At 67.6% G+C, this 20,282-nt stretch carries 18 protein-coding genes and 4 pseudogenes; 15 read left to right on the forward strand and 7 right to left on the reverse strand.

From position 1 onward, the window contains the following. Nucleotides 1-3: 3 nt before the first annotated feature. The gene (locus ACZ7MF_RS11605) at nt 4-1,230 is read right to left on the reverse strand and encodes a PucR family transcriptional regulator (protein ID WP_471476043.1); all 1,227 of its coding nucleotides are present in this window, start codon (nt 1,228-1,230) and stop codon (nt 4-6) included. 322 nt (nt 1,231-1,552) lie between these two features. On the opposite strand from ACZ7MF_RS11605, the gene ACZ7MF_RS11610 reads away from it, so the two are divergent. The 7 genes and pseudogenes from ACZ7MF_RS11610 to ACZ7MF_RS11640 form a co-directional block, all read left to right on the forward strand. Next, on the forward strand, nt 1,553-1,807 hold the full coding sequence (locus tag ACZ7MF_RS11610) for a hypothetical protein (RefSeq protein WP_471476044.1): 255 nt from the start codon (nt 1,553-1,555) through the stop codon (nt 1,805-1,807). A gap of 305 nt (nt 1,808-2,112) precedes the next feature. Beyond that, the gene (locus ACZ7MF_RS11615; RefSeq protein ID WP_471476046.1) at nt 2,113-2,238 is read left to right on the forward strand and encodes a hypothetical protein; all 126 of its coding nucleotides are present in this window, start codon (nt 2,113-2,115) and stop codon (nt 2,236-2,238) included. 230 nt (nt 2,239-2,468) lie between these two features. Continuing rightward, nucleotides 2,469-3,005 carry an EF-hand domain-containing protein gene (locus tag ACZ7MF_RS11620; protein WP_471476047.1) on the forward strand — a complete coding sequence of 179 codons (537 nt, stop codon included), beginning with the start codon at nt 2,469-2,471 and terminating at the stop codon, nt 3,003-3,005. Beyond that, entirely contained in the window at nt 3,002-4,135 is a 1,134-nt protein-coding gene (locus ACZ7MF_RS11625) for an isocitrate/isopropylmalate family dehydrogenase (RefSeq protein WP_471476048.1), read from the forward strand. The genes ACZ7MF_RS11620 and ACZ7MF_RS11625 overlap by 4 nt, the downstream gene beginning before the upstream one ends. After that, entirely contained in the window at nt 4,132-4,776 is a 645-nt protein-coding gene (locus tag ACZ7MF_RS11630) for a cysteine hydrolase family protein (RefSeq protein ID WP_471476050.1), read from the forward strand. Before ACZ7MF_RS11625 ends, ACZ7MF_RS11630 begins: the two co-directional genes overlap by 4 nt. Further along, a complete protein-coding gene (locus tag ACZ7MF_RS11635; RefSeq protein WP_471476052.1) occupies nt 4,719-5,738 on the forward strand; it encodes a class I SAM-dependent methyltransferase in 1,020 nt (339 codons plus the stop codon). The genes ACZ7MF_RS11630 and ACZ7MF_RS11635 overlap by 58 nt, the downstream gene beginning before the upstream one ends. Before the next feature lie 337 nt (nt 5,739-6,075). Further along, nucleotides 6,076-6,249: pseudogene (locus tag ACZ7MF_RS11640) on the forward strand (IS5/IS1182 family transposase); the annotation flags it as partial. 20 nt (nt 6,250-6,269) lie between these two features. Here ACZ7MF_RS11640 and ACZ7MF_RS11645 read toward each other — a convergent pair. Together ACZ7MF_RS11645 and ACZ7MF_RS11650 are read right to left on the reverse strand one after the other, a co-directional pair. Continuing rightward, complete coding sequence (locus ACZ7MF_RS11645; RefSeq protein ID WP_471476054.1) at nt 6,270-7,532, reverse strand: IS110 family RNA-guided transposase; 1,263 nt, start codon at nt 7,530-7,532, stop codon at nt 6,270-6,272. 1,097 nt (nt 7,533-8,629) lie between these two features. Continuing rightward, nucleotides 8,630-9,010, reverse strand: coding sequence for a hypothetical protein (locus tag ACZ7MF_RS11650; protein ID WP_471476056.1), 381 nt, complete (start codon nt 9,008-9,010; stop codon nt 8,630-8,632). A gap of 278 nt (nt 9,011-9,288) precedes the next feature. Between ACZ7MF_RS11650 and ACZ7MF_RS11655 the strand changes: the two are divergent. From ACZ7MF_RS11655 to ACZ7MF_RS11680, 6 genes and pseudogenes are all read left to right on the forward strand, one after another. Beyond that, nucleotides 9,289-10,053, forward strand: a pseudogene (locus ACZ7MF_RS11655) (IS5 family transposase). A 257-nt stretch (nt 10,054-10,310) separates the two neighbouring features. Then, nucleotides 10,311-11,207: a DUF5655 domain-containing protein gene (locus ACZ7MF_RS11660; RefSeq protein WP_471476058.1), complete on the forward strand. Its 897-nt coding sequence runs from the start codon at nt 10,311-10,313 to the stop codon at nt 11,205-11,207. A gap of 295 nt (nt 11,208-11,502) precedes the next feature. Further along, nucleotides 11,503-12,576, forward strand: coding sequence for a site-specific integrase (locus ACZ7MF_RS11665; RefSeq protein ID WP_471476060.1), 1,074 nt, complete (start codon nt 11,503-11,505; stop codon nt 12,574-12,576). 90 nt (nt 12,577-12,666) lie between these two features. Beyond that, nucleotides 12,667-13,191: a hypothetical protein gene (locus ACZ7MF_RS11670; RefSeq protein ID WP_471476062.1), complete on the forward strand. Its 525-nt coding sequence runs from the start codon at nt 12,667-12,669 to the stop codon at nt 13,189-13,191. After that, nucleotides 13,188-13,382 (forward strand): hypothetical protein, encoded by a 195-nt coding sequence (locus ACZ7MF_RS11675; RefSeq protein WP_471476064.1) that lies wholly within the window; start codon nt 13,188-13,190, stop codon nt 13,380-13,382. The genes ACZ7MF_RS11670 and ACZ7MF_RS11675 overlap by 4 nt, the downstream gene beginning before the upstream one ends. Before the next feature lie 519 nt (nt 13,383-13,901). Continuing rightward, nucleotides 13,902-14,072 (forward strand): annotated as a pseudogene (locus tag ACZ7MF_RS11680) (pirin family protein); the annotation flags it as partial. A gap of 395 nt (nt 14,073-14,467) precedes the next feature. On the opposite strand, the gene ACZ7MF_RS11685 reads toward ACZ7MF_RS11680, so the two are convergent. Continuing rightward, a protein-coding gene (locus ACZ7MF_RS11685) for an IS3 family transposase (protein ID WP_471476065.1) occupies nt 14,468-15,630 on the reverse strand; the annotation gives its coding sequence in 2 pieces (ribosomal slippage) (nt 14,468-15,343 and nt 15,346-15,630; 1,161 coding nt in all). Between the two features lie 163 nt (nt 15,631-15,793). Here ACZ7MF_RS11685 and ACZ7MF_RS11690 point away from each other — a divergent pair. Next, nucleotides 15,794-15,973: a hypothetical protein gene (locus ACZ7MF_RS11690; protein WP_471476067.1), complete on the forward strand. Its 180-nt coding sequence runs from the start codon at nt 15,794-15,796 to the stop codon at nt 15,971-15,973. Next, nucleotides 15,924-16,129, forward strand: a pseudogene (locus tag ACZ7MF_RS11695) (IS256 family transposase); the annotation flags it as partial. The gene ACZ7MF_RS11690 and the pseudogene ACZ7MF_RS11695, both read left to right, overlap by 50 nt. An 81-nt stretch (nt 16,130-16,210) precedes the next feature. On the opposite strand, the gene ACZ7MF_RS11700 reads toward ACZ7MF_RS11695, so the two are convergent. The 3 genes from ACZ7MF_RS11700 to ACZ7MF_RS11710 form a co-directional block, all read right to left on the reverse strand. Then, nucleotides 16,211-17,257 carry a LacI family DNA-binding transcriptional regulator gene (locus ACZ7MF_RS11700; RefSeq protein WP_471476069.1) on the reverse strand — a complete coding sequence of 349 codons (1,047 nt, stop codon included), beginning with the start codon at nt 17,255-17,257 and terminating at the stop codon, nt 16,211-16,213. Between the two features lie 193 nt (nt 17,258-17,450). Further along, nucleotides 17,451-18,416: an acetylxylan esterase gene (locus ACZ7MF_RS11705; RefSeq protein ID WP_471476071.1), complete on the reverse strand. Its 966-nt coding sequence runs from the start codon at nt 18,414-18,416 to the stop codon at nt 17,451-17,453. Nucleotides 18,417-18,661: 245 nt separating this feature from the next. Next, nucleotides 18,662-19,798: a Gfo/Idh/MocA family protein gene (locus ACZ7MF_RS11710; RefSeq protein WP_471476073.1), complete on the reverse strand. Its 1,137-nt coding sequence runs from the start codon at nt 19,796-19,798 to the stop codon at nt 18,662-18,664. Between the last annotated feature and the right edge of the window lie 484 nt (nt 19,799-20,282).

Consider the following 20,282-nt stretch of genomic DNA (forward strand, 5'->3'; position numbering starts at 1 on the left):
AGATCACCCACCAGTGGGATGTACCTGGACCGGTCTGCTGTCCAGGAGGGTGGGGAAGGTAACGACGGCGTCGACGGCCATGGCGAGTTCGGCGACAACCTTGGGGTCCTCGAGGGGACCTCGCAGGTATTCCTCCAGGCGGTGCATGCGGTAGCGGACCGTGTTCTGATGGCAGTAGAGGGCCCGGCTGGCTTCGGCCGCAGACCCATGGGCGTCGAGCCAGGCGCGGGCGGTGGCGAGTAGGGTCGTGCGGTCGCTCTCGGGCAGGGACAGCACGCCGCCGAGGATGCGGTTGACGGCGCGCCGGGTTGTCTCGAGGTTGGTCATGACCATCTCGGTCAGCGGTGTGTCGACCAGCTGCCGGACGGCCGAGGTGCCTGCGGGCAGGGACTCGAGTGCGACTTGGGCGTATCGCAGCGCGCGGGGTGTCCGGTCGAGGCGGTCGTAGACGGGGCTGACTCCCACGCGCCCGGTGGCGGCCAGTTCAAGGGCTTCGAGGACGCCTTGCATGGCAGGTGGTGAAGGGCAGGAGAGAATGCCCAACTCCTGTCCGAGCTGTGAGCGCCAGGCCGATCCGGCGCCCAGTGCACGGCATTTGGCGTCCAGGCCCGGCAATGGTGCGGTATTGCCGGCTTCTGACTCGGCAGTGACTACGAGGAATGATCCGCGGTACGGGAAGTCGAGCATCCGGGCGATCTCCCAGATGGTTTCGTCGCCCGGAGGCGGGCCTTCGACGAGGGCGGCGACGAGTGCGGAACGGCGTCGGTCCGCTTCGATGAGCCGTTCCGCGACGGCGTCGCGGTAGGAGATGGTCACGGCCTGGGTGTAGTTGTCCAGCATCTTCCAGTAGTCGGTGGCGGCGTGCAGCAGTGCGGACTGGGCCCCGGAACCCGACTCTTCGGCTTCGGTCAGAAGGCGTTCCCAGATGGTGATGAATCCGATCTGGAAGACGCGGAGAACTTCTGGCAGCGGCACGCTCTGAGTGGCACGCAGCCGGCCGGTCGCTGAGGCCGAGGTGAGATCCACATTCTCCCCGGATCCGGCCAGACACGACAGGACGAACGTGATGTTGTCTCTGACCGCTTTGGCCAGGTCTTCCGGCGGCACGTCCCGGTAGTGCTCGACCTCCGCATAGATCCGTTCGACCGTCGCCGCGACATGCACGTCGAGCCTCTCGGCCACGTTGTGGGCGATGCCGGCGACGGCCGGGTCCGGAACTGCCTGCTTCACACCTGTACCTGACCTGTCCGGGAGACGTGGGCCTGCTCGGCCGCGGGGATCGGGCCGCGGCAACGATTGTGGTGCACGATCGCCGTACGAGCCGACCTTTTCGGTCAAGGGATGTACATCGCCCGAACTGGGGATCAACGCTGTAGCGTTACGACCGCCGGCACGAGAACGAGTGGCAGGGTGGTACGGCCCCGAAGTCGCGCCTGGAACGAGGGCTTGGCGTCGGCCAGGCCGGTGATCAGCTCGACTCGGGTCACGTTCTCCGGCGACACCGCCCGCCCCCACCAACATCCCCGCGCTCGCCCGGGACACCGACCTGCTCGTGCACGAGGCGATCAATCTGCGGGGCTCCGAGCTGCCGCCCGCCCTGCACAGCCACATGCTGGAGTCGCACGTCGAGGTGCAGAAGGTGGGCACCATCGCCGAGGAGTCAGGCGCGAAGCGCCTCGTCCTGACCCGCCTCATCGACTTCGCCCGCGACCCCCTCGACGTATGGAAATGGCAATGCTGGGCCCAGCAGGGCTACGGCGGCCTCGCGCTCGTCGGCACCGACCTGCAGCGCATCACCGTGAAATAGCCCGGCGACAGAAGCTCGCCGACGCTCTGGAGCTGCCGGCGCCGGCGTCTCCGTCAGGCACAACACCGCCTGGCGGTCCTGCGCGACGCCGAGGATGTCACCGGCAAGCTCCGCGAGTGGGAGGACTACTACAACTACCATCGTCCCACGGAGCCCAGACTGTTCGCCCGCGGCAGGATCGGCGTCGAACCCACCGAACTGGGCCAGTTCGTGCTGTCCGCGGCGAACCGGGTGCTCGGCGAGAGGACGCGCTCGCCGCCGGACCGCGGGCTGTCGCACCCCACCCCGCCCTGCGGATCGGCTGCATGCTGCTCGTCCCGGTCGACCGGCTGCTCGGGAGCCTTGACGAGGAACTGCCGGGGCCCTGCTTCGGACGCAGTGGCCCGCAGATCCCGCTGGAGGCAGTCGGCGCCCGCGCGGAGGAGAAGTAGCGGGAGCAGGTGCGGCGGGCGGCCCAGGAGCAGGCCGCGAACGCTCCTGGACGGCGGCGCTTTCCAGGGGCGTGCTGCTTCATGCGCCAAGCAGCGGATTTCCTTCTTTCGTGTGCACGTGCCCGGCTTTCTCCGCTAAGGCCCCGGTGGCGAGCCGATCGTGGTGGCACCGCCGGGCCCGGGATCCGGTGGCGTCCCGACCGAACAGCGCTCAGTAAAGGTGACACAGCATGCCCACCACCCAGGCGAACGACCGCGTTGAGCTCGTCTTCTCCCTGTTCGACGCCGACGACAACGGTGTTTTGGAGTCGGAGGACTTCGAGCTGATGGGCAAGCGGGTCATCGCGGCGGTTCCCGAGGCCGGCGGCAAGGCAAAGAGCAGGATGCTTGACGCGTTCCGCCGCTACTGGGAGACGCTCGTCCGCGAGCTGGACGCCAACGGCGACGGTCGGATCAGCGCGGAGGAGTTCACCGCGATCGTGCTCGACCCTCAGCGGTTCGACGGTACGGTCGACGAGTTCGCGGAAGCCCTGGCGGCCATGGGCGACCCGGATGGCGACGGCTTCGTCGAGCGTCCCCACTTCACCGCCCTGATGACGGCTATCGGCTTCCAGAGTCCCAACATCGATGCCCTGTTCGAGGCTTTCATGCCGGTCGACGGCGACCGTATCCCCGTGATCACCTGGGCGGACGGCATCCGTGACTACTACCGTCCGGAGAAGGCCGGCATCCCCGGCGACCACCTCACCGCAGGCGCGGCCCGATGACTCACCCCCGGATTCCCGCACAGGCAGCCCCCGTACGCAGCGGGAAGCTCGCCATCGGTCTGGCGGTCGGGCGGGGTACCGGACCGGAGCTCGCGGACGTCTTCGAGTACGTGCTCAGCGCGCTGACCGCACGGCACCCGCACGGCGTGGCGATCGAGCGCTCCCCCCGCCTCTACCACTCGTACGTCTCGCTCCGTGCCGAACGGGACGTGGCCAGGATCCGGACGCTGACCGCTCAGGACGCGGACCACTACGAGCGGTTCTGCCGCACCCGGGCCGGGCAGGGCACCGAGGCGATCTTCCGCACCGCTATCAACGCCCAGTCCCTCTACCTCGTCCGGCAGCGGCTTCGCGCCGTGAAGGTCGACCTTCTCACCGACGCTGGGCGCTCCCTGCTCCTGGTACGGGATCAGGCCCAGGGCTTCTACACCGGGGACAACCGGCACACGCCCGGCGAGGTCACCCGCACCATGACCTTCAGCCAGGAGATCACCGAGGCCGTGATCACCTACGCCCTGCGGCGAGCCCAGCACGAGTGGCCGGACGGACACCTCGATCGCATCGTCATGGCCTACAAGTTCCATCTGTTGGACGGCGCCCTCGATGCCTGGGTGTCCGAACTCGCGGACCGGCTCGGCATTCGCATCGACCTGTTCCAGCCGGACACGGTCAACCGCAACCTGATCACGCACGGCCTGCCCGACCGCACGCTGATCGTCGCCGGGAACGAGTGGGCCGACATCATGCACGTCATGCTGCTCGACCGGTTCGGCTCCGACCGGCAGGAGAACCGCTGCACCGAGAACGTCTGCCTCGACCCCGGGCTGGCCGGCCTGGTCGAGTACCAGACGGTGCACGGGTCCGCCGACGACCTGGCCGGGCAGGACCGGGTCAACCCGGTGGCGACGATTCGCGCGGCGGCGCTCGTCGCGGAACGCCACGCCGGATGCCCCGGAGCGGTACGCGCCACCGAGCAGGCGTTGCGAACTCTGGACGAGCGGAGCGTGCACACTCCGGACATCGGGGGGCGGCACTCCACCACCGCCGTGGTCGACGCCCTGCTCGACGTGCTCGACGTGCCTGAAGCCGACGGGGAGCCGAAGGACGCCGCCCTGGTCGGCGGGTCATGAACAGCGGGGAACCGGACGGGACGGCCCTGGTCGTCGTGGACCTGCAGAACGACTTCTGCACCGGGCCGACGGCTCTGGCCCGCTTCGGAAAGGACCCCGCCACGCTGGACACAGCCATCACCGGCTGTGTCCGCGCGGTGGCCAGGGCCCGCGAGCGCGGCGTGGAGGTGCTCTTCGTACGGTTCGTCGGCGACCCCGAGTTCCAAGGGGCCGGCTGGCGGCTGCGGGACCGTGCCCTCGGCAAGCAGCCCAAGTGCCTGGAGGGCTCGTGGGGCGCCCGGTTCCACGCCGTTGCCCCGGCCGTCGACGAGCGGGTGTTCACCAAACGCGCCTGCTTCGATGCCTTCCTGGCCGACGGCTTCGAGGAGTACCTCGCCGCGCGGGGTCTGCGCCACCTGGTCTTCGCCGGACTGTACGCAGACGTGTGCGTGGACTCCACCGCCCGCACGGCGTTCCAGAAGGGCTTCCACGTGACCGTCCTGACGGACTGCACCACCGCGCTGCACCTGCCGTACGACGCCGTGCTGCGGTTCATGCGCGCCGTGTACGGCGCCCGGACCACCACCGCGGAAGACCCGCAGGCATGGACCGCGCCCATGCTGCGACCCGAGGAGCAGTCGTGCGTCCTTCCGGCGGGCTGAACGCCGGTGTGGCCGAGGGCGTGGGTCGCACCGCCCTCCTGGTGGCCGCAGCCCGTGCCATCGAAAGCCACCGCCCCGACGGCCTGGCCCGGGACCCGTTCGCGGAACACTTCGTACGCGCGGCACCGGCCTCTGCCAGCTGGCCTGTCCGTCCGGAACAGGTGCCCGCCGGTGAGGCCGACCCGCTGTGGGGCCGGCTCGGCCGGTACTTCGGCCTGCGCACCCGCGTCCTGGACGACCACCTGCTCCGCTCCGCGCAGCGGGGCGTCCGGCAGGTGGTCCTGCTGGGGGCGGGCCTGGACTGCCGGGCGTTCCGGCTCGACTGGCCGCCGGGCTGCGTAGTCCACGAAGTGGACACCGCCGCATTGCTGGCGTTCAAACAGGCGGTGCTCGACCGGACCGGGGCCGCCCCTACGGCCAGGCGCCAGACCCTCGCGGCCGACCTCCGGCTCGACTGGGGCGAGGCACTGCTGGCCGCGGGCTTCGACCCCGCAGCACCTACCGCTTGGCTCGCCGAGGGCCTGCTGCTCTACCTCCCGGCGCAGGCCGAGCGCCACCTCATGGCCACGATCAACCGGCTGAGCCCGGCGGGCAGCTCCCTGGCGTACGAGATCAAGGACATCGCCGAGTCACCGCAGGTGCGGGCCGGCCCGGTCTATACCGCGGCGAGGCAGCGGATCGGCATCGACCTGCTCGCCCTGTTCGACAACGAGCCACGCCCCGACTCGGCGGGCGAACTCGCCCAACGGGGCTGGACGGTGGCCCTCCACACCCCGTACGACTTCACCGCCCTGCACGGCCGCGGCCCCCGCCCGGAGCCGAACGACGCCCTGGCGGCCAACCGCTGGGTCTTCGCCTCGGCCCTCGGACGGCGCCGTGCGGGGCAAGGCGGGGCACGTCGTGCGCCGGGGTTTCGGCGGCCAGGACCTAGTGAGCAGCTGCCTACCAGCTCAGCATCCTGACCGCAGGGAAGGTACGCGACCCGCAGGACTGAACACAAGAACCTGACAGGGAACCGCCCTCTGCGACCACTGCAAGCACACGCCTGTGATCCCCAAGGACCGCAGCGTTGAACGTATTCGCATTGGGTGAATGTGCCTCTCGTCGGCCTGAAGTATCCGACGCATAGCGGTAGTTCAGGCAAAGTGGCCAGTAGCTGACAGGAGGCATCGCGGAGGCCTGGGATACTGCCAAGATGCAGATCGGACATTATAAGTGTTTTCCGTGCATCTGCTTCTTGCGGTTGGCGGTCTGGTCGGCCTTCTGCGGGATCACCGCCTTGATGTTCCGTCTGCGCACCTGACCACCAAGGTCCACCCTTCTTCCGATCCGCGCTGCCGCCCGCTCTCCTTCGTCCTGACCGAGGGACAGGCCGCTGACAGCCCCCGATTCATCCCGGTCCTGGACGAAGTCAAGGTCCGGGGCCCGGTCGGCCGCCCACGCACCCGGCCCGACGCGGTCGCCGGCGACAAGACATCCCACGCGGATAAGCGTCAAGCTGCCGCTGCGGTATGTCCGGCTGAGGGCTGTGGGAAGGCGATTGCTTCGTCGTAGGTGTGACTGTTCTGGAGGCAGTGGAACAGCATGCCCATGAAGCGTTTGAAGAGGTTCCGCTGTGCCGCGACATGGCGGTCGCCAGCTGCTCGTCGGCGGTCGTAGTGGGCTCTGGCGCCGGGCGACCTGGTGAGAGAGACGAAGGCCCAGACGTAACCGACGGCAGCCAGTCGCTGGTTCTTGACCTTCCGGCTCATGACCTTGCAGCTCTTGCCGCTGACTCTCGTGACCGGAGCGCTTCCCGCGTATGCCTTCAAGGATCCGGCATCGGCGAACCGGGCCCGGTCGTCGCCGATCTCCGCAAGGATTCGGGCGCCGGTCAGTGCGGCGAGACCTGGAAAGCTGCAGGTGATCGGTGCATCCGGATGCTCTTCGAAGGCTTGTGTCACGGCGTCTTCGAGCTGGTCGGCGTTGTCGCAGGCGATGTTCAGCTGTCTGAGCAAAGCGGAGGTCTGCTGTCCGAGGGCGGCTTCGACCTGCGGAAGCTGGTGGAGGTAGTCGCGTTTGAAGACCTCGTGGAGCCTTTCGGCGTCGGCCTGGATGCCGCGGACTCGGCCGGCCTGCTTGAACAGGGTCTGCAGGCGTCGCCGTGTCAGCTTCGCAGCCATCGTAGGAGTCGGTGCTGCGGCCAGGATGGCGCGGGCTTCCCTTGAACACAGATCGTGCTTGTGCTGGGCGAAGGCGCCGAGGATCGCAGGGTAGAACTCTCTGAGCTGGGACCGAAGCTTGTTGTGGGCCTGGCCGCGGGCCCAGACTGCGTCCTGTTGGGCCCGGGCGAGCACGGCGATGGCCTGGACGAGCTCGGAGTCCGCAGGCAGCGGTCGGTGGGCGGCCATATCCGTTCGCAGGATGTTGGCCGGGACCGCGGCATCGACGGCGTCCGACTTCTTGCGGGCAACGGAGTGGCGGTCTCGGTAGTGGGCAACTGCCATCGGGTTGATCGCGAAGACCGGCCGCCCGGTGGCCCGCAGGCAGGCGACGAGGAGCCCGCGTGACGTCTCGATCGCCACGGGGATCGGGGCGACATCGCTGTCTCCGTGTTCGGTCAGTAGGTCTGTGAGCTGGGTGAACCCTGCAGCATCGTCGCTGATGCGCCTCCTGGCGAGTCGGCTTCCGCCGGCGTCGACGAGTGCAATGTCGTGGTGGTCTGCGGCCCAGTCGATGCCACAGAACACGGGCGTCGGTAACTCGACAATCGCCATCCATCCCCTCCTTCGTCGCGACTCTTTTCGCAGGCCAGAGCCTATGCAGGGTGCGCGTGCTCCCTAATGGAAGTACTCAAGGCACGTCATCCCACCAGCCGTTCGCAACCCCAGCGAGTCATGCGGCCCCTCGGTCCGCGTCAGAGCTGAGAGCTCAGGCAGAGCTGAGAGGTGATCCGCACAACCGGCTCGGACAACGGACCAGCAAAGCGCCCAGCCGCCGCAGACGCACTCGTCCGCACCAACCGGACCGTTTCGATGTGGTCCTGCTCCGCACTCTTGAGGCCCCGCACTGCTCTCCTGACCTTCTGCCGCGCGGAACTTGCACTGATCCTCTTACGACTGGCCACGGGACCTCCAAGACCACCGAAGTGCCGGTTTCTGTGCCGGTAACCGCCTGGAAGGTCGCCGCTGTGAAGCCGGCGGTGGATCGGAAGGCCGCTTCTTCGAACCTGGTGTACTGCTTGAAGGCGGCCCCTTCGAACGAGACCGACCACGCGAAGGTCGCCGCCGGGAACCAACCGTTGTCCTGAAACAGAGCGGCGTCGAACACGGTGTTGTCGTCGAAGGTCACCGACTCGACTCGAACCAGGAGTCCAGGCGGAACACCGCCGACGTGAACTGCACGTTACCGAAGGTGGATACGCCGCTGGCGAGATCGCGCACAGCATCGAGCAAGGTATTCCAGGACTGTCGTCGTCGAACGTGGTGCCGCGCAGGTCGAGGGCCGCGCGAGGGCGCAGGTCGTTCAGGAAAGGCGCGGCGGTCGGTGTTGGTCAGGTGGGTGAGGTAGGCGGTGTGGCCGGGGGTATGTATGCCTCGGCAGCCGCGACCGGGTCCTGACTGCTGGAACCGTAGCCGCAGTGTGGCCACCGCGGTGCAGCGGGGGACGGGCTGGGATGTAGGTGCATCACGGGTACTTTCGATCCTGGGAGGCGGGCGACGAAGGCCGATCGTATGCGGCTGGGTCCAGGAGCCTTGGCGCCGCCATGCTTTGACTGCGCGACGGTATTCACCACGGCTGCTCGGTATCTGCCGCCTGCACCTGACGCTGCCAGGACGGCAGGGCAGCACGAAGGTCATGTACGAAGCTGTCCTCAGCCCACGATGGTCCAGATCACGAGTGCCGGCAGAGTGAGGAGGTAGGCGATGCCGCAGCACCGCAATGCCCTGTCCGAGGCATGTCCGGACGGGGCGCGGCAGCCGGTGAGCGCCTGCAGCGGACTGGTGGACGTGTTGTCGCCCCCGTCTTCGAAGATCAGAGCACACACAAGGAGGAGCACGTCTGCCGCAGCAAGGAGAGGCCACGCCGACGGTGGAGCGGAAAATCCGGCGTACAGCAGGGGCCCGACCACGATCGCGGGCACGGTGCCGAGCGACAGGGCGCTCACGGCGATGGTGATAAGGGCGTACCAGCCGAAGACTGTCAGTCGCAGAAGCACGGCCAGGCCCACGACCCCAACCTGGATCAGTCCCATCGATACCGTGGTCCTTCCTGCTTCTGTGGAGCCTGTGAGGAATAGCCATGACGCGTGGATCAGGGTGTCTTACGACTTGCTGATCTCCTCATGCCTTGTCGGGCGAACCCTGCGATAGTCCGAACGGCGGACCCATTGGGCCTTGGCGGAGCCTACCCAGCGTCGCTGGAATGTTCGGAGACGATCGAGCCAGGACGGATGATCGGGCACGTCGGCAACCCCGACCAGTCGCCTTAGACGCTATTTCACTTGGCGTGATCTTGCGGCACTCTGGGGTGATGACTGCTGCGCATGTCGAGCGGATGGCGCCGGAGGACCTGTGGTCCTTGTTCCAGCGGGTGGTGCCGCCGGCGCCGGTTCGCCCGCAAGGTGGAGGGCACCGTCCGCGTGGGGACCGCGAGGTGCTGGCCGCGATCATCTTCGTGGCCACATCGGGCTGCACCTGGAATCAACTGCCGCCGGGCTTCGGCCTGTCGGGTGTGACGGCCTTCCGGCGGTTCACCGAGTGGACCGAGGCCAGGGTGTGGGCCAAGCTCCACCGCCTGGTCCTGGACGGACTCGGTGCCCGGGGCGAGCTGGACTGGTCGGGGTGCGCGATCGACTCCGTCAGCGTCCGAGCCCTCAAAGGGGGCACCTGACGGGACCGAATCCGACCGACCGCGGCAAGAAGGGATCGAATCCACCTCATCGTCGACCGACACGACAGCCAGGCCCTCATCCCACTGGTCCGCGGCATCCCACCCATCCGCTCCCGCCGCGGCCCACGACGCCGGTGCCCCGGCAAACTGCACGGAGACAAGGGCTACGACTACCGCCACCTGCGCCGATGGCTCGCATCCCGCGGCATCCGGCACCGCCTCGCCCGCAAGGGCATTGAGTCATCCCGACACCTGGGCCGACACCGCTGGGTCGTAGAACGGACCGTGTCCTGGCTGTCCGGCTGCCGCCGCCTCCACCGCCGCTACGAACGCAAGCCGGAACACTTCCTCGCCTTCACCGCCCTCGCCGCGACCCTCATATGCCATCGCAGACTCACCAAATGAAATGACGTCTTAGAAGGCACGTGCTCTATCCGCTGAGCTACGGGGGCTGACCTGCGTAAACGCAGCTTCCGGGAGCTGTCCCCAAGGTCGCGGGGGGATGCATGGGGGATCGCGGATTCCCGGTGACCGGGGGACGCAAGCGCTCCCTGATGGGGCCGTACGTAGGGTCCCACACTATCTTCACGCCCCCGAAGGCTCTCGCGGAAACAATCCCGCACCCCGTCGGCGTTGGTGATCTCCGAGCCGAGGAGGGGAAGGTGTCGGGCCTGAAGCTGTTCCGCACGGACACGACGAATAGCGGCATGACGGAGGTCACGCCGCGTCTTGCTGAGGTCGAGGCCGATGTGCAGGGCCTTGTCGAGGCGCACATGGAGACGCTGCTGGGCGTCCGGTTTCTGGCGAGCGAGTACAGCACTGGGCCCGCCCACGGGGGCCGGATCGACTCGCTCGGACTGGACGAGAACGGATCGCCGGTCATCGTCGAGTACAAGCGCGGCACGGACGCCGGCGTCATCAACCAGGGCCTGTTCTACCTGGCCTGGCTGATGGACCACCGGGCGGAGTTCGAGCACCTGGTCCGCGACCGGCTCGGGGTGACGGCCGTGTCCCAGGTCCTGTGGAGCGGACCGCGCCTGATCTGCATCGCCGGCGACTTCACCCGCTACGACGTGCACGCAGTGTGCGAGCACCGGAGGTCGATCGACCTGGTCCGCTATCGACTCTTCGGCAGGGACCTGCTCGGGCTTGAGACCGTGGCCTCCGTGAGCGGGGGCACGCAGGTGTCCCGCCATGCGCGGCGCCAGGCTGTTGCCCGGGCGGCGGCTGATGTCCAGGGGTTGGCGATGCGCGAGTTGGCGGGTGCGGTCGACGAGGTCCTGCTCGGGCTCGGGGACGGCGTGAACCGGGTGGAGCGCAAGACCTACCGGGCGTATCAGCGGCTGCGGAACTTCGCCTGCATGTGCCCGCCGCAGCGCAGCAAGCTGCTGGTCTATCCGAAGGTCGACCCGAAGGACGTCGATCTTGTTCCAGGCTTCACCCGGGACGTGTCCGGTCTCGGTCACCACGGCACGGGTGATCTGGAGGTCAAGCTCCGTACGCTCGGGGACGTGGAGCGGGCGCAGGACCTGTTCCGGGCAAGCTACGCGGCGGCCTGATCGCCTGCAGAGGCCGACCTCGTGAGGGGTTGCGGCACGTGTGGTGTCTGCGGTCGTGGGAGGAGCCTCTCGACGTACGGGCAGGGCGTGGCGGTGGACTATCTGTGGTGTGCGGTTGTCGCTGCTTTCTTGCCGTTTCTCACATTCCTCAACTCCCGTTGATCAGGCGTGGGGTTAGCAGTTGATGAGGGTCGTGTCGCGGACGTAGCGTCCCGCCGCGTGTTGGGGCACTTCCTTTTCTGCCGAGGGTTGGCAGTCCTGGGGGCTCGGTGGCGAGCCGTTGATCCCTGAGCGGATGCCGGTGCTGTTCGACGACGACTTCTTGTCCGAAGACGAGAACGGTCCCAGGGCGACGCGGGCGGTGAATGCCTGGCTTCGTACGCTGCCGTCGAGCGGGGCACCGTCGCCGAATTCGTGGCGGGCGTACGCGCTGGCGGCCCGGGATTGGCTGATGCATCCGCGGCGGCACCGAGTTGCGGTGTTCAGTTCGCGGCGGGAGCTGGTGGCCGCGCTGGGTACGTATGCGGACCGGCGGCTGTCCGGGCCACTGGACGAGCGGCTGGTGTCGTCGTCGTGGGAGCTTCAGGTGACCGCGCTCAGCCGGTTCTACAGCTGGGCGGTGTTCGAGGGCCTGACGTCGGCGGTGCCGTTTACGCAGGCCGTCGGGATTCGGATGGTGGACGGCCGACTGGTGCAGGGCGAGCGGAACCTGGCGAGGCTGAGGCGGCCGAAGCCGCACGTGAAGATCCAGTATCTGGAGGGCGACTTCGCCGAACTGTTCCGCCACGGCCTGGCCGGTCTGGGTCCGGGCGGGCTGGAGGACGAAGGCTTCCGAGGCCGGTTCCCCGGGCGGAACGCGGCGATGGGCGGTCTCCTACTGGGCACGGGGATGCGGCGCCGGGAGTTCAGCCACCTGCTGGTTCATGAGGTGCCGCCGCTGCCCGCCGAACCGACCGAAGTGCCCATCCCCTGGGCGGTGCCGGAGCTGGCGGCCAAGGGCAGGAAGTTCCGCACGACCTGGATCGACTACGGGTTGCTGATAGCAATTCACTCCTATATCGCCCTGGAGCGTGAACTGAGCCGCGGGCCGTGGAGGCCACGAAAGCCGTTGGTGGTGGAGGAGGCCGACTTCCATGGCGGTCGGGTCAATGGCCGGCGGACGGCCTGGTCTCAGCTGGGGCCGGCCGAACGGCTGCGGCTGGTCGGACCGGAGGGAGGTTCGCTGCTGCTGGCGCTCAGCTACGACGGTCGGCCGTTCGTCGACTGGGGAACGTTGTTCCGTCGCACGGGCCGCCGCATCCGTGAACGGTTCGAGCCGCGCTTCCCCGAGGTCGCTCCGCACCGGCTCAGGCACTTTGTCTCCGCTTAGTTTCTGTGTGGCGATTAGCTTCAACCGAGCCGGTGACCTGGGGGTTTGGGCTTCGCACTGAGGCGTGTGGTGTTTCTACTGCCGGTGCCCATGATCCTGAGCTTCTTCTCGTCCCGAGGCTGGGAGTCCAGGGACGTCGAGCATCGGCTGTTGATCCCCGAGGGGGTGCCCGTGCTCGTCGACAACGACCTGTGCTCCGTGGACGGCCCGGCCGCGCCGCGTCCGACGGCGGTGGTGAACCGGTGGCTGCGTGAGCTCCCGGCCAGCGGGGCGCCGGCACCGAGCTCGTGGGAGAAATACGCGTCGGCCCTCAAGGAGTGGATGGAGTTCCTGGCCGAGCACGGGGTGGGTCTGTTCGACTCGCAGGTGCGGCTGAAGGCGGGCCTGAGCCGGTACGTCGAACACCGGGCCGCGGGGCCGCTGAAGGTTCGGTTCTTCTCCCGGCAGTGGCAGCAGATGCCGGCCGCCCACTTCATGGCCGTATTCGGCCCTTACACAACCCGCATCCAGCAGGCCCTGGACCGCTTCGACCCTGCCGTCCTGGCCGCGGCTGCCTCCCATGTCGAGGACCTGGACGACGAACTTCCCCTGCGGCCGAAGGAGATGACCGCGTGACCACCGTCCTCGCCCCGGCTGCCGTCTTCGACGGCCGTTCCTCGGTCTTTGCCGGCGCCGATGTCTGCCGCGAAGCCGGATTCTTCCTCCCTGAAGGAGGCACCCGTCCGGTGTTCGAGGACGACGTCTGGGACTTCACCGATGTCGTCGGCCTGACCGTCCAACTCGCCCTGGCCACCCGCCGTTTCTAGTTCACCGGGACCACCAATGAGCGGTGGCGGCTGGTCGGCAAGGAACTCGTCCTGGCCATGCTCGCCCCTCGGCACCCGGCGGTCGCTCCGCTGCCTCGGGCCCACCGCACTGCCCTGCACCGACGCCGGCCCCAGATCCCGCTGCCCCGCCTTCCACTCGCCGGCGTATTCCTCGAACCGCATGACCCCGTATCGGGCGATCCGTTCCGCCTTCGCCTGTCCTCGCGGCGCGGCCTTCTTCGCGTTGTAGACCTCCGTCAAACGCGCGATCGCCTTGTCCTGGGTCGCAAACCCGGACTCCTCCACCCGCCGCCCGGCCGCCGACCGATAGCGGACCCTGTACGGGTGCGGACACTTCGACCACCGCGACCGCGGATGCTCACACCCCTTGAAAAACGACCCCATCCCACGAATCAGGGCAGCAGAACCCATATTGCTGACTCCTCCATGACCGATGCTGACGGTTTGCTGGGAGTGAGAGGGTTGGCATGCCGCTGACCTGCGGTTATGAGTGCAGGGCTCGATATGTTCTGGAACTGGATCGGGCGCTCCCAGGAGGAGATCGTACAGGCCCACCGGGACTGGATGGAAGGGACACGGTTCGGCGAGGTGAAGGGCTACGACGGGGCTCCACTGCCCGCCCCGGCGCTGCCGGCGGTGCCGTTGAAACCGCGAGGGAGGACGCGCTGACCTGCGGTAATGCGTCGATTTTACTGACTGTCGGGGGTGTAGGCGGTCAGCAATCCTCGTTGCTTGCGGCCCCCAGCCGGATAGCTCCTGAACAGCTCGCCGACCTCAGGCCGGAGTGGTTGGCGATCCCACGGTGTGGCTGGCTGTGGGCAGCTGTGGCAGGACACTTGCTGACTCAATGCTGACTTTGCTGACGTGCCGTCAGGTGAGGTTTAAGAGCCCTTTGCGTATTTCCGGCGATCGCGTAAATGTTTGCAGGGTTGGTAGAGGTCGGGCCGATGCTGACCTGTCCGGCGATCGAGTCGGGCGTTGGATAGGGGCAGGGCTGTTCGTGCTGATGCCTTGTGGGGATCCCACAAGAGCGGGTCTGATGCAGGTTCGGGTGACAGGTTCGGTCACGCGGCCTGGAGGGCCGGCCTGGTCATGACGGTCTCGAATTCGATGGGGGTCAGCCGGCCGAGTGAGGCTTGTCTGCGGCGTCGGTGGTAGGTCCGCTCGATCCAGGTCACGATCGCGATCCGGAGTTCTGCGCGGGTGGCCCAGACACGGCGGTCAGGGACGTTCTTCTGCAGCAGGCTGAAGAAGGGCTCCATGGCCGCGTTGTCGCCCGCAGCCCCGACCCTCCCTATCGATCCGGCCATCCGGTGGCGGTCGAGCGCCCGGACGAACTTCCGGGAGCGGAACTGCGATCCGCGATCGCTGTGCAGAATGCACCCGGCAACGTCTCCACGCCGGGCCACAGCGTTGTCCAGGGCCGTCACGGCCAGGCGGGACTTCATCCGCTCGTCGATGGAGTAGCCCACGATCCTGTTGCTGAAGACGTCCTTGATCGCACAGAGATAGAGCTTGCCTTCGCCAGTGGCGTGCTCGGTGATGTCGGCGAGCCACAGCCGATTCGCACAGGCCGCGGTGAAGTCACGGAGGACCAGGTCGTCGTGCACCGGCGGGCCGGCCCTCTTACCCTTGCCGCGCTTCTTGCCGAACACGCTCCACCAGCGGTTGTCCCGGCAGATCCGCCAGGCAGTCCGGTCCGCCATCACGGCCCCGGCGCCGCGGGCTCCGTCGGCCAGGAAGCGGTAGCCGAACTCTGGGTCGTCACGGTGCGCGTCGAACAGCGCGTTCGCGCGATACGCCTCCTCCAGCATGGCAGCGGTCACCGGCTGGTCCAGCCATCGGTAGTAGGGCTGCCTGGCGAGCTTCAGCACCCGGCACGCAACCGTGACGGGCACCCCGCCCCCGGCCAGCTCCTTCACGAGCGGGTAGATCCTTTTCCCGGCAGATGCGCCTGCGACAGATAGGCAGCGGCCCGCCGCAGAACCTCGTTCTCCTGCTCCAGCAGCTTGGTCCGCCGACGCGCTTCCCGAAGCTCGGCGCTCTCCTGGCTGATCGTCCCGGGCTTGGTTCCGTCGTCGATCTCCGCGCGACGCATCCACTTCCACAACGTCATCGGATGGACTCCGAAGTCGGTGGGCACCTGCTCGACCGTCACACCCGGCCCGCGGTTCCTCGCGACCCGCACGACGTCCTGGCGGAACTCCTCCGGATAAGGCTTGGGCACAGCGACATCCTTCCCACCCGCCCCACAGGGCAAGCCAGTTCAGATGTCACTCGATCGTGCGGCAGACCCCTGGTCGGTGCTGCGTTCCTGGACTCCCCGGGCACCGGCTTCGTGGCTACTCGGGCAAAGTCCGAGGCTGACCGCCACAACCCTGCTCAGGTCAGTGAATGTCCCCAGAGAAGCACCGTACTTCCACTGGGCCCTGTGGGGGCGGCTCCTGCTCGTCCTCGGCTACTTCATGATCAACAGCTATCAGCTGTACATCCTCACCGACCACGTCGGCCTGTCCGAGAACCGTCGCCACGGTCCGGCTCCGCACGAAGGTCACCCGGGGCGCGGGTAGTGCGGCCGCCGCACTCGCCATGGTCTTCAAACTCGTCGAGTCTGCCCAACAGCGGTGGCGGGCCGTGAACGCACCCAACCTCGTCGCCCTCGTGCGCGCCGGGCCCGATTCGAACGCGGAGTCCTGGTCGAGGGCACTGAAACTCTGGCTGCCTGAGGAGGACGACCAGGCGCGGTGCCAACGGATGCAGGCCTGTGCCACCGTTCCGCGGACACCGAATCACGAGTGCGCGGTGGCTCAGACTTCTCTGAAGCACCCCCGGTTGGCCCCGGGACGCGTCAAGGAGGATTGGCGGACGATGAGCTCAGGCATCAGGATTATGTTGCGATGCCTGTGCTGCCGGGGATTGTCTGCCTCGTCGAGGAGGAGCTCGGCGGCCGTAGCACCCATGGACAGGGCCGGCTGCCGTACGGAGGTCAGCGGGACGGCCGCTGCTGCCGCGAATTCGTTGTCGTCGTACCCGACGATGGCAATGTCCTTGGGGACCTGCATGTCTGCTGCGAGAACAGCCTGGAGCACCCCGAGCGCGAGCAGGTCGTTGGCGCAAAACACTGCTGTGGGTCGGTCCGGCATGCCCAGAAGCCGAGTACCCGCGTCCCAGCCAGCAGTGACATCGAGGCGCTCGGCGGCCAGTTCCCGCAGGAGGCGGGGCCCGTACCCTGCCTCGCGCAGTGCCTGGAGCGCTCCCGTCCGACGGTCTCGTATCTGGCTCAGAGCCCCGGGGCCGCTGACGTAGGCGATCGAGCGATGACCAGTCGCTAGCAGATGCCGCACAGCCAGCGCCCCGCCGGCGATGTCGTCGACCGAGACGGAACACCTGTCGGGGTCGTCCGCGACGCGGTCGACGAGGACGAAGGGAACGTCGGCGCGGCGGAAGGCGGCGATGCCGTCTCCCCGGGCAGTCGTGGGGGTCACGAGCACCCCGCGCACTTGCCGCTCGGCGAAGAAGGACAAGTACTCCGCCTCGCTCTGCTGGCTGTGAGCGCTGTTGCAGATCATGACACCAAGCCCCCTGCTTCGGGCTGTGCGCTTGGCGCCGCGGGCGATGCTGACGAAGAACGGATTGCTCATGTCCAGGACTAGCAGGCCCATCATGCGACTGTGGCCCACGCGTGTCTGCCACGCACACGCGCTGCGCACGTAGCCGAGCTGGTCACTTGCCGCCAGAACCCGTTCGCGGGTTGCGGGCCTGACCACCTCGGGGTGGTTGAACACATTCGAGACCGTCCCGATGGACACCCCGGCGAATCGAGCCACGTCCTTGATACCCACGCGGCGAGCCATCAGGAGGACGCTCCTTTCTTCACGTGGAGCTACCCGCTGGAGAGAGACTCACTGTGCGACCTGCACCCGGAGGCCGGTCAGATTCCAGACCGCGGCAGACCTGCCTGCCGCGTTCGTCAGGACCAGTCGCGGCAAGCGTGTCAGACGGCGCGTATCTGCGCAGTCGCAGCACACGACATCTGGGGCACCGCCCTCACATGTAGCCCTTCAGCCAGCCCAGTTCGACGGTTTCGTGATAGCTGCCGCCACCCTCATGCGCATTGAACTCGTACACCTCGATGGCCTTGTCCTGATGCGCCCAGGCGTTGTATGCCGCGAACACGGTGGAGGGCGGACAGGTCTGGTCTTCCAGAGCCGTTGAGAAGAGGGTGGGGGCACTCGCGCGCGCGGCGAAGTGCACACCGTCGAAGTAGGAGAGAGTACGGCGCGCCTGGGTCACCTGTGTGCGGTGGGTCTGGAGGAAGTCGCCGATCTCGCGATAGGGACGGCGGTCGGTGAGGGTCAGGGCACGCGGGAAGTCGCACAGGAAAGGCACGTTGACCATCGCGGCCGTCAGACCTTCGGTGAGGCCCGCTGCAGCGATCGCGATACCGCCGCCTTGGCTGGTCCCAAGGACGGCCGTGCGGCTCGCGTCGACAAGCGGATGGGCGTGAGCAGCCTCGACGGCGCGCACCGCATCCGCGAACAGCCGACGGTAGTAGTAGTCCTCCGGAGCTTCGATACCCCGGGTCATGAAGCCGGGGTAGGAGGGGCCCGAGCCCACGGGATCGGGTGTGTCGCCGCCCTCCATCTTCGCCCCCTGCCCTCGTGTGTCCATCACGAAGTGGGCACGCCCTGTCGATGCCCAGAGCAGATGCTTGTGGCGAAGGCCGCGGCCGCCGCCGTAGCCGATGTACTGCACCACCACGGGGAGGGGTCCCTCCGCGTCGGCGGGCAGGATGAGCCAACCCTTGATCGGGTGGCCGGCGAAGCCGGCGAAGGTCACGTCGAAGGTCCGAACGGTCGTCAGGCCGGAATCGACTTCGTCAAAGCGGGCCTCCAGGTCGTGCTGGCGCGTCTCCGCCAGGGTCTGGGACCAGAAGAGATCGAAGTCGTCCGGTGCGCTGGTGGAACCGTGGTAGGCACGCAGATCGGGGAGGGGAAGGTCGAACAAGGCCATGGGTCACCTTTTGGAGCAGCACGTGGGCGGTGGGAGGGGGAGGCGGGGCGCTGGTCGCGAGATCCCGGACAGGCTGGAGAGGTCACTAACCGGGCACGATTTGGGTGCCTTCCTCTGTGAGCAGCACCGGCGTCCCGGAACGGCCCGATGCGTCCGCTGCAACACCAGTGAGGACACTGCGCAGTCCGTCCCGGAAGTCGGCCTGACGGGCCAGAGGGTCCGCACTTGTGCGGCGGAAGACATCGTCAAGAAGGAGTGCGTCGCCCCCCCCCGTGCGCCCCGCTGCCCTGAAGGATCGCGATCTCCTCGGGACGCTTCCAGTGCTCCTGCACGGTGAGGCCCTCATAGCCCTCGTGCTCTGCCATGGACGGGTCGATGGCAGAGCCGACCGGTGTCCACAGCCGCTCGCACACTTCCAGTTCCAGGCGTCCGCGGGTGCCGTTGATGGCCACCCGGTAGCCCTCGTAGGGTGAATACGCAGTGAGGGAGTACGTCAGCACGGCCTTGCTCGCGTAACGGACCATGACGGACATGGTGTCGTCGATGTCGATGCCCTCGCTGAAGGCATCCAGGTCGCGCAGATAGCCGTCCTCGTGTTCGGCATCCAGATACAGGCTCTTCAGCCGCGGGTCAGCGGCCAGGTCGATCAGGAACGGATCGCTGCCTAGTGCCGTCGCGCCGTGGGACCGGGAAGGCCGGGGAGACGCCGACTGCACGGCGCCGGCGCCGGTGGCCCCGTAGAAGCGGCGGCTGTTCTGGGCGAACACGAGCTCGGGGTGACTGCCCAGCCACCAGTTGACCAGGTCGAAGTGGTGGGTGGACTTGTGGACCAGCAGTCCGCCGGAATTCTCACGGCACCGGTGCCAGCGGCGGAAGTAGTCGGCGCCGTGAACCGTGTCCAGCATCCACTCGAAGTGGACGGAAGTGACGTCACCTATGCGGCCCGTTGCGATGAGTTCTCGGACAGCCGAGTTCCGCGGCGAATAGCGGTAGTTGAAAGCGACGACGAGCTGAGCGGAGCTGCGCGCAGCGGCATCAGCGATCCGCGCACAGCCCTCCGCGTCAGTGGTCAACGGCTTCTCCACGATGACGTCCACCCCGGCGTCCAGGGCCGCACACACGTAGCGTGCGTGTGTGGCATCCGGGGTGGCGACGACGACTGCGTCGGCCTGGGCGAGGACGGTGTCCAGGTCTGAGGGGTCGTAGCAGGCGGCCCGGGCGTAACCGGCGGCCTCCACACGGGCGTTGTGGAACTCCATACGGCTGCGGTTGGTGTCGCAGAAGGCGACCAGTTGTCCGGTGTCGCTCCAGTCGCCGATGAGAGCGTCGACATACATCTGCGCTCGGTGGCCGAGGCCGATCACCGCGAAGCGGCGGGACATGCGTACTCCTGGAAGGGTGGGACAGGGCCTGTGTTCAGGCAGGGCTGGTGGAGGTGGGCGACCAGGTGCGGTCCTGGTCAAAGGCCCGCCGGACGGAATCGGGAGTGACCCGCCCGGCGGGAGAATGAGGCCGGGCCTGGAAGGTGCCCCGGTGAGGGACGACAAGTCAGCACACGGTGGCTGACCTGGGACGGTGCTCCGTGTCCAAGGTGCTGCAGACGGCACTGGCCAGCACGGTGTCAGATGGCGGGAGAGTGCGACTGACGCCGAGGGCGAGCCCGGTTGGGCGTCGGTATCAGGACAGCCGCGGCAGCATGTTTCGACCTTTGCCGGCTACGGCAGATGCCTGGGCGGATCGCGGGTAACACCCTGTGATGCCATGCTAGTTCCTTTCACGGCAGTGCACTCAGGAACAGCTGGCCCCTGGGCTGCCTTGGTGAGAGCACTGCGAGATGAAGTCAGAGAGGGTGAGAGTGCCTGCCGC

Source organism: Streptomyces sp. NPDC111628 (assembly GCF_055635195.1).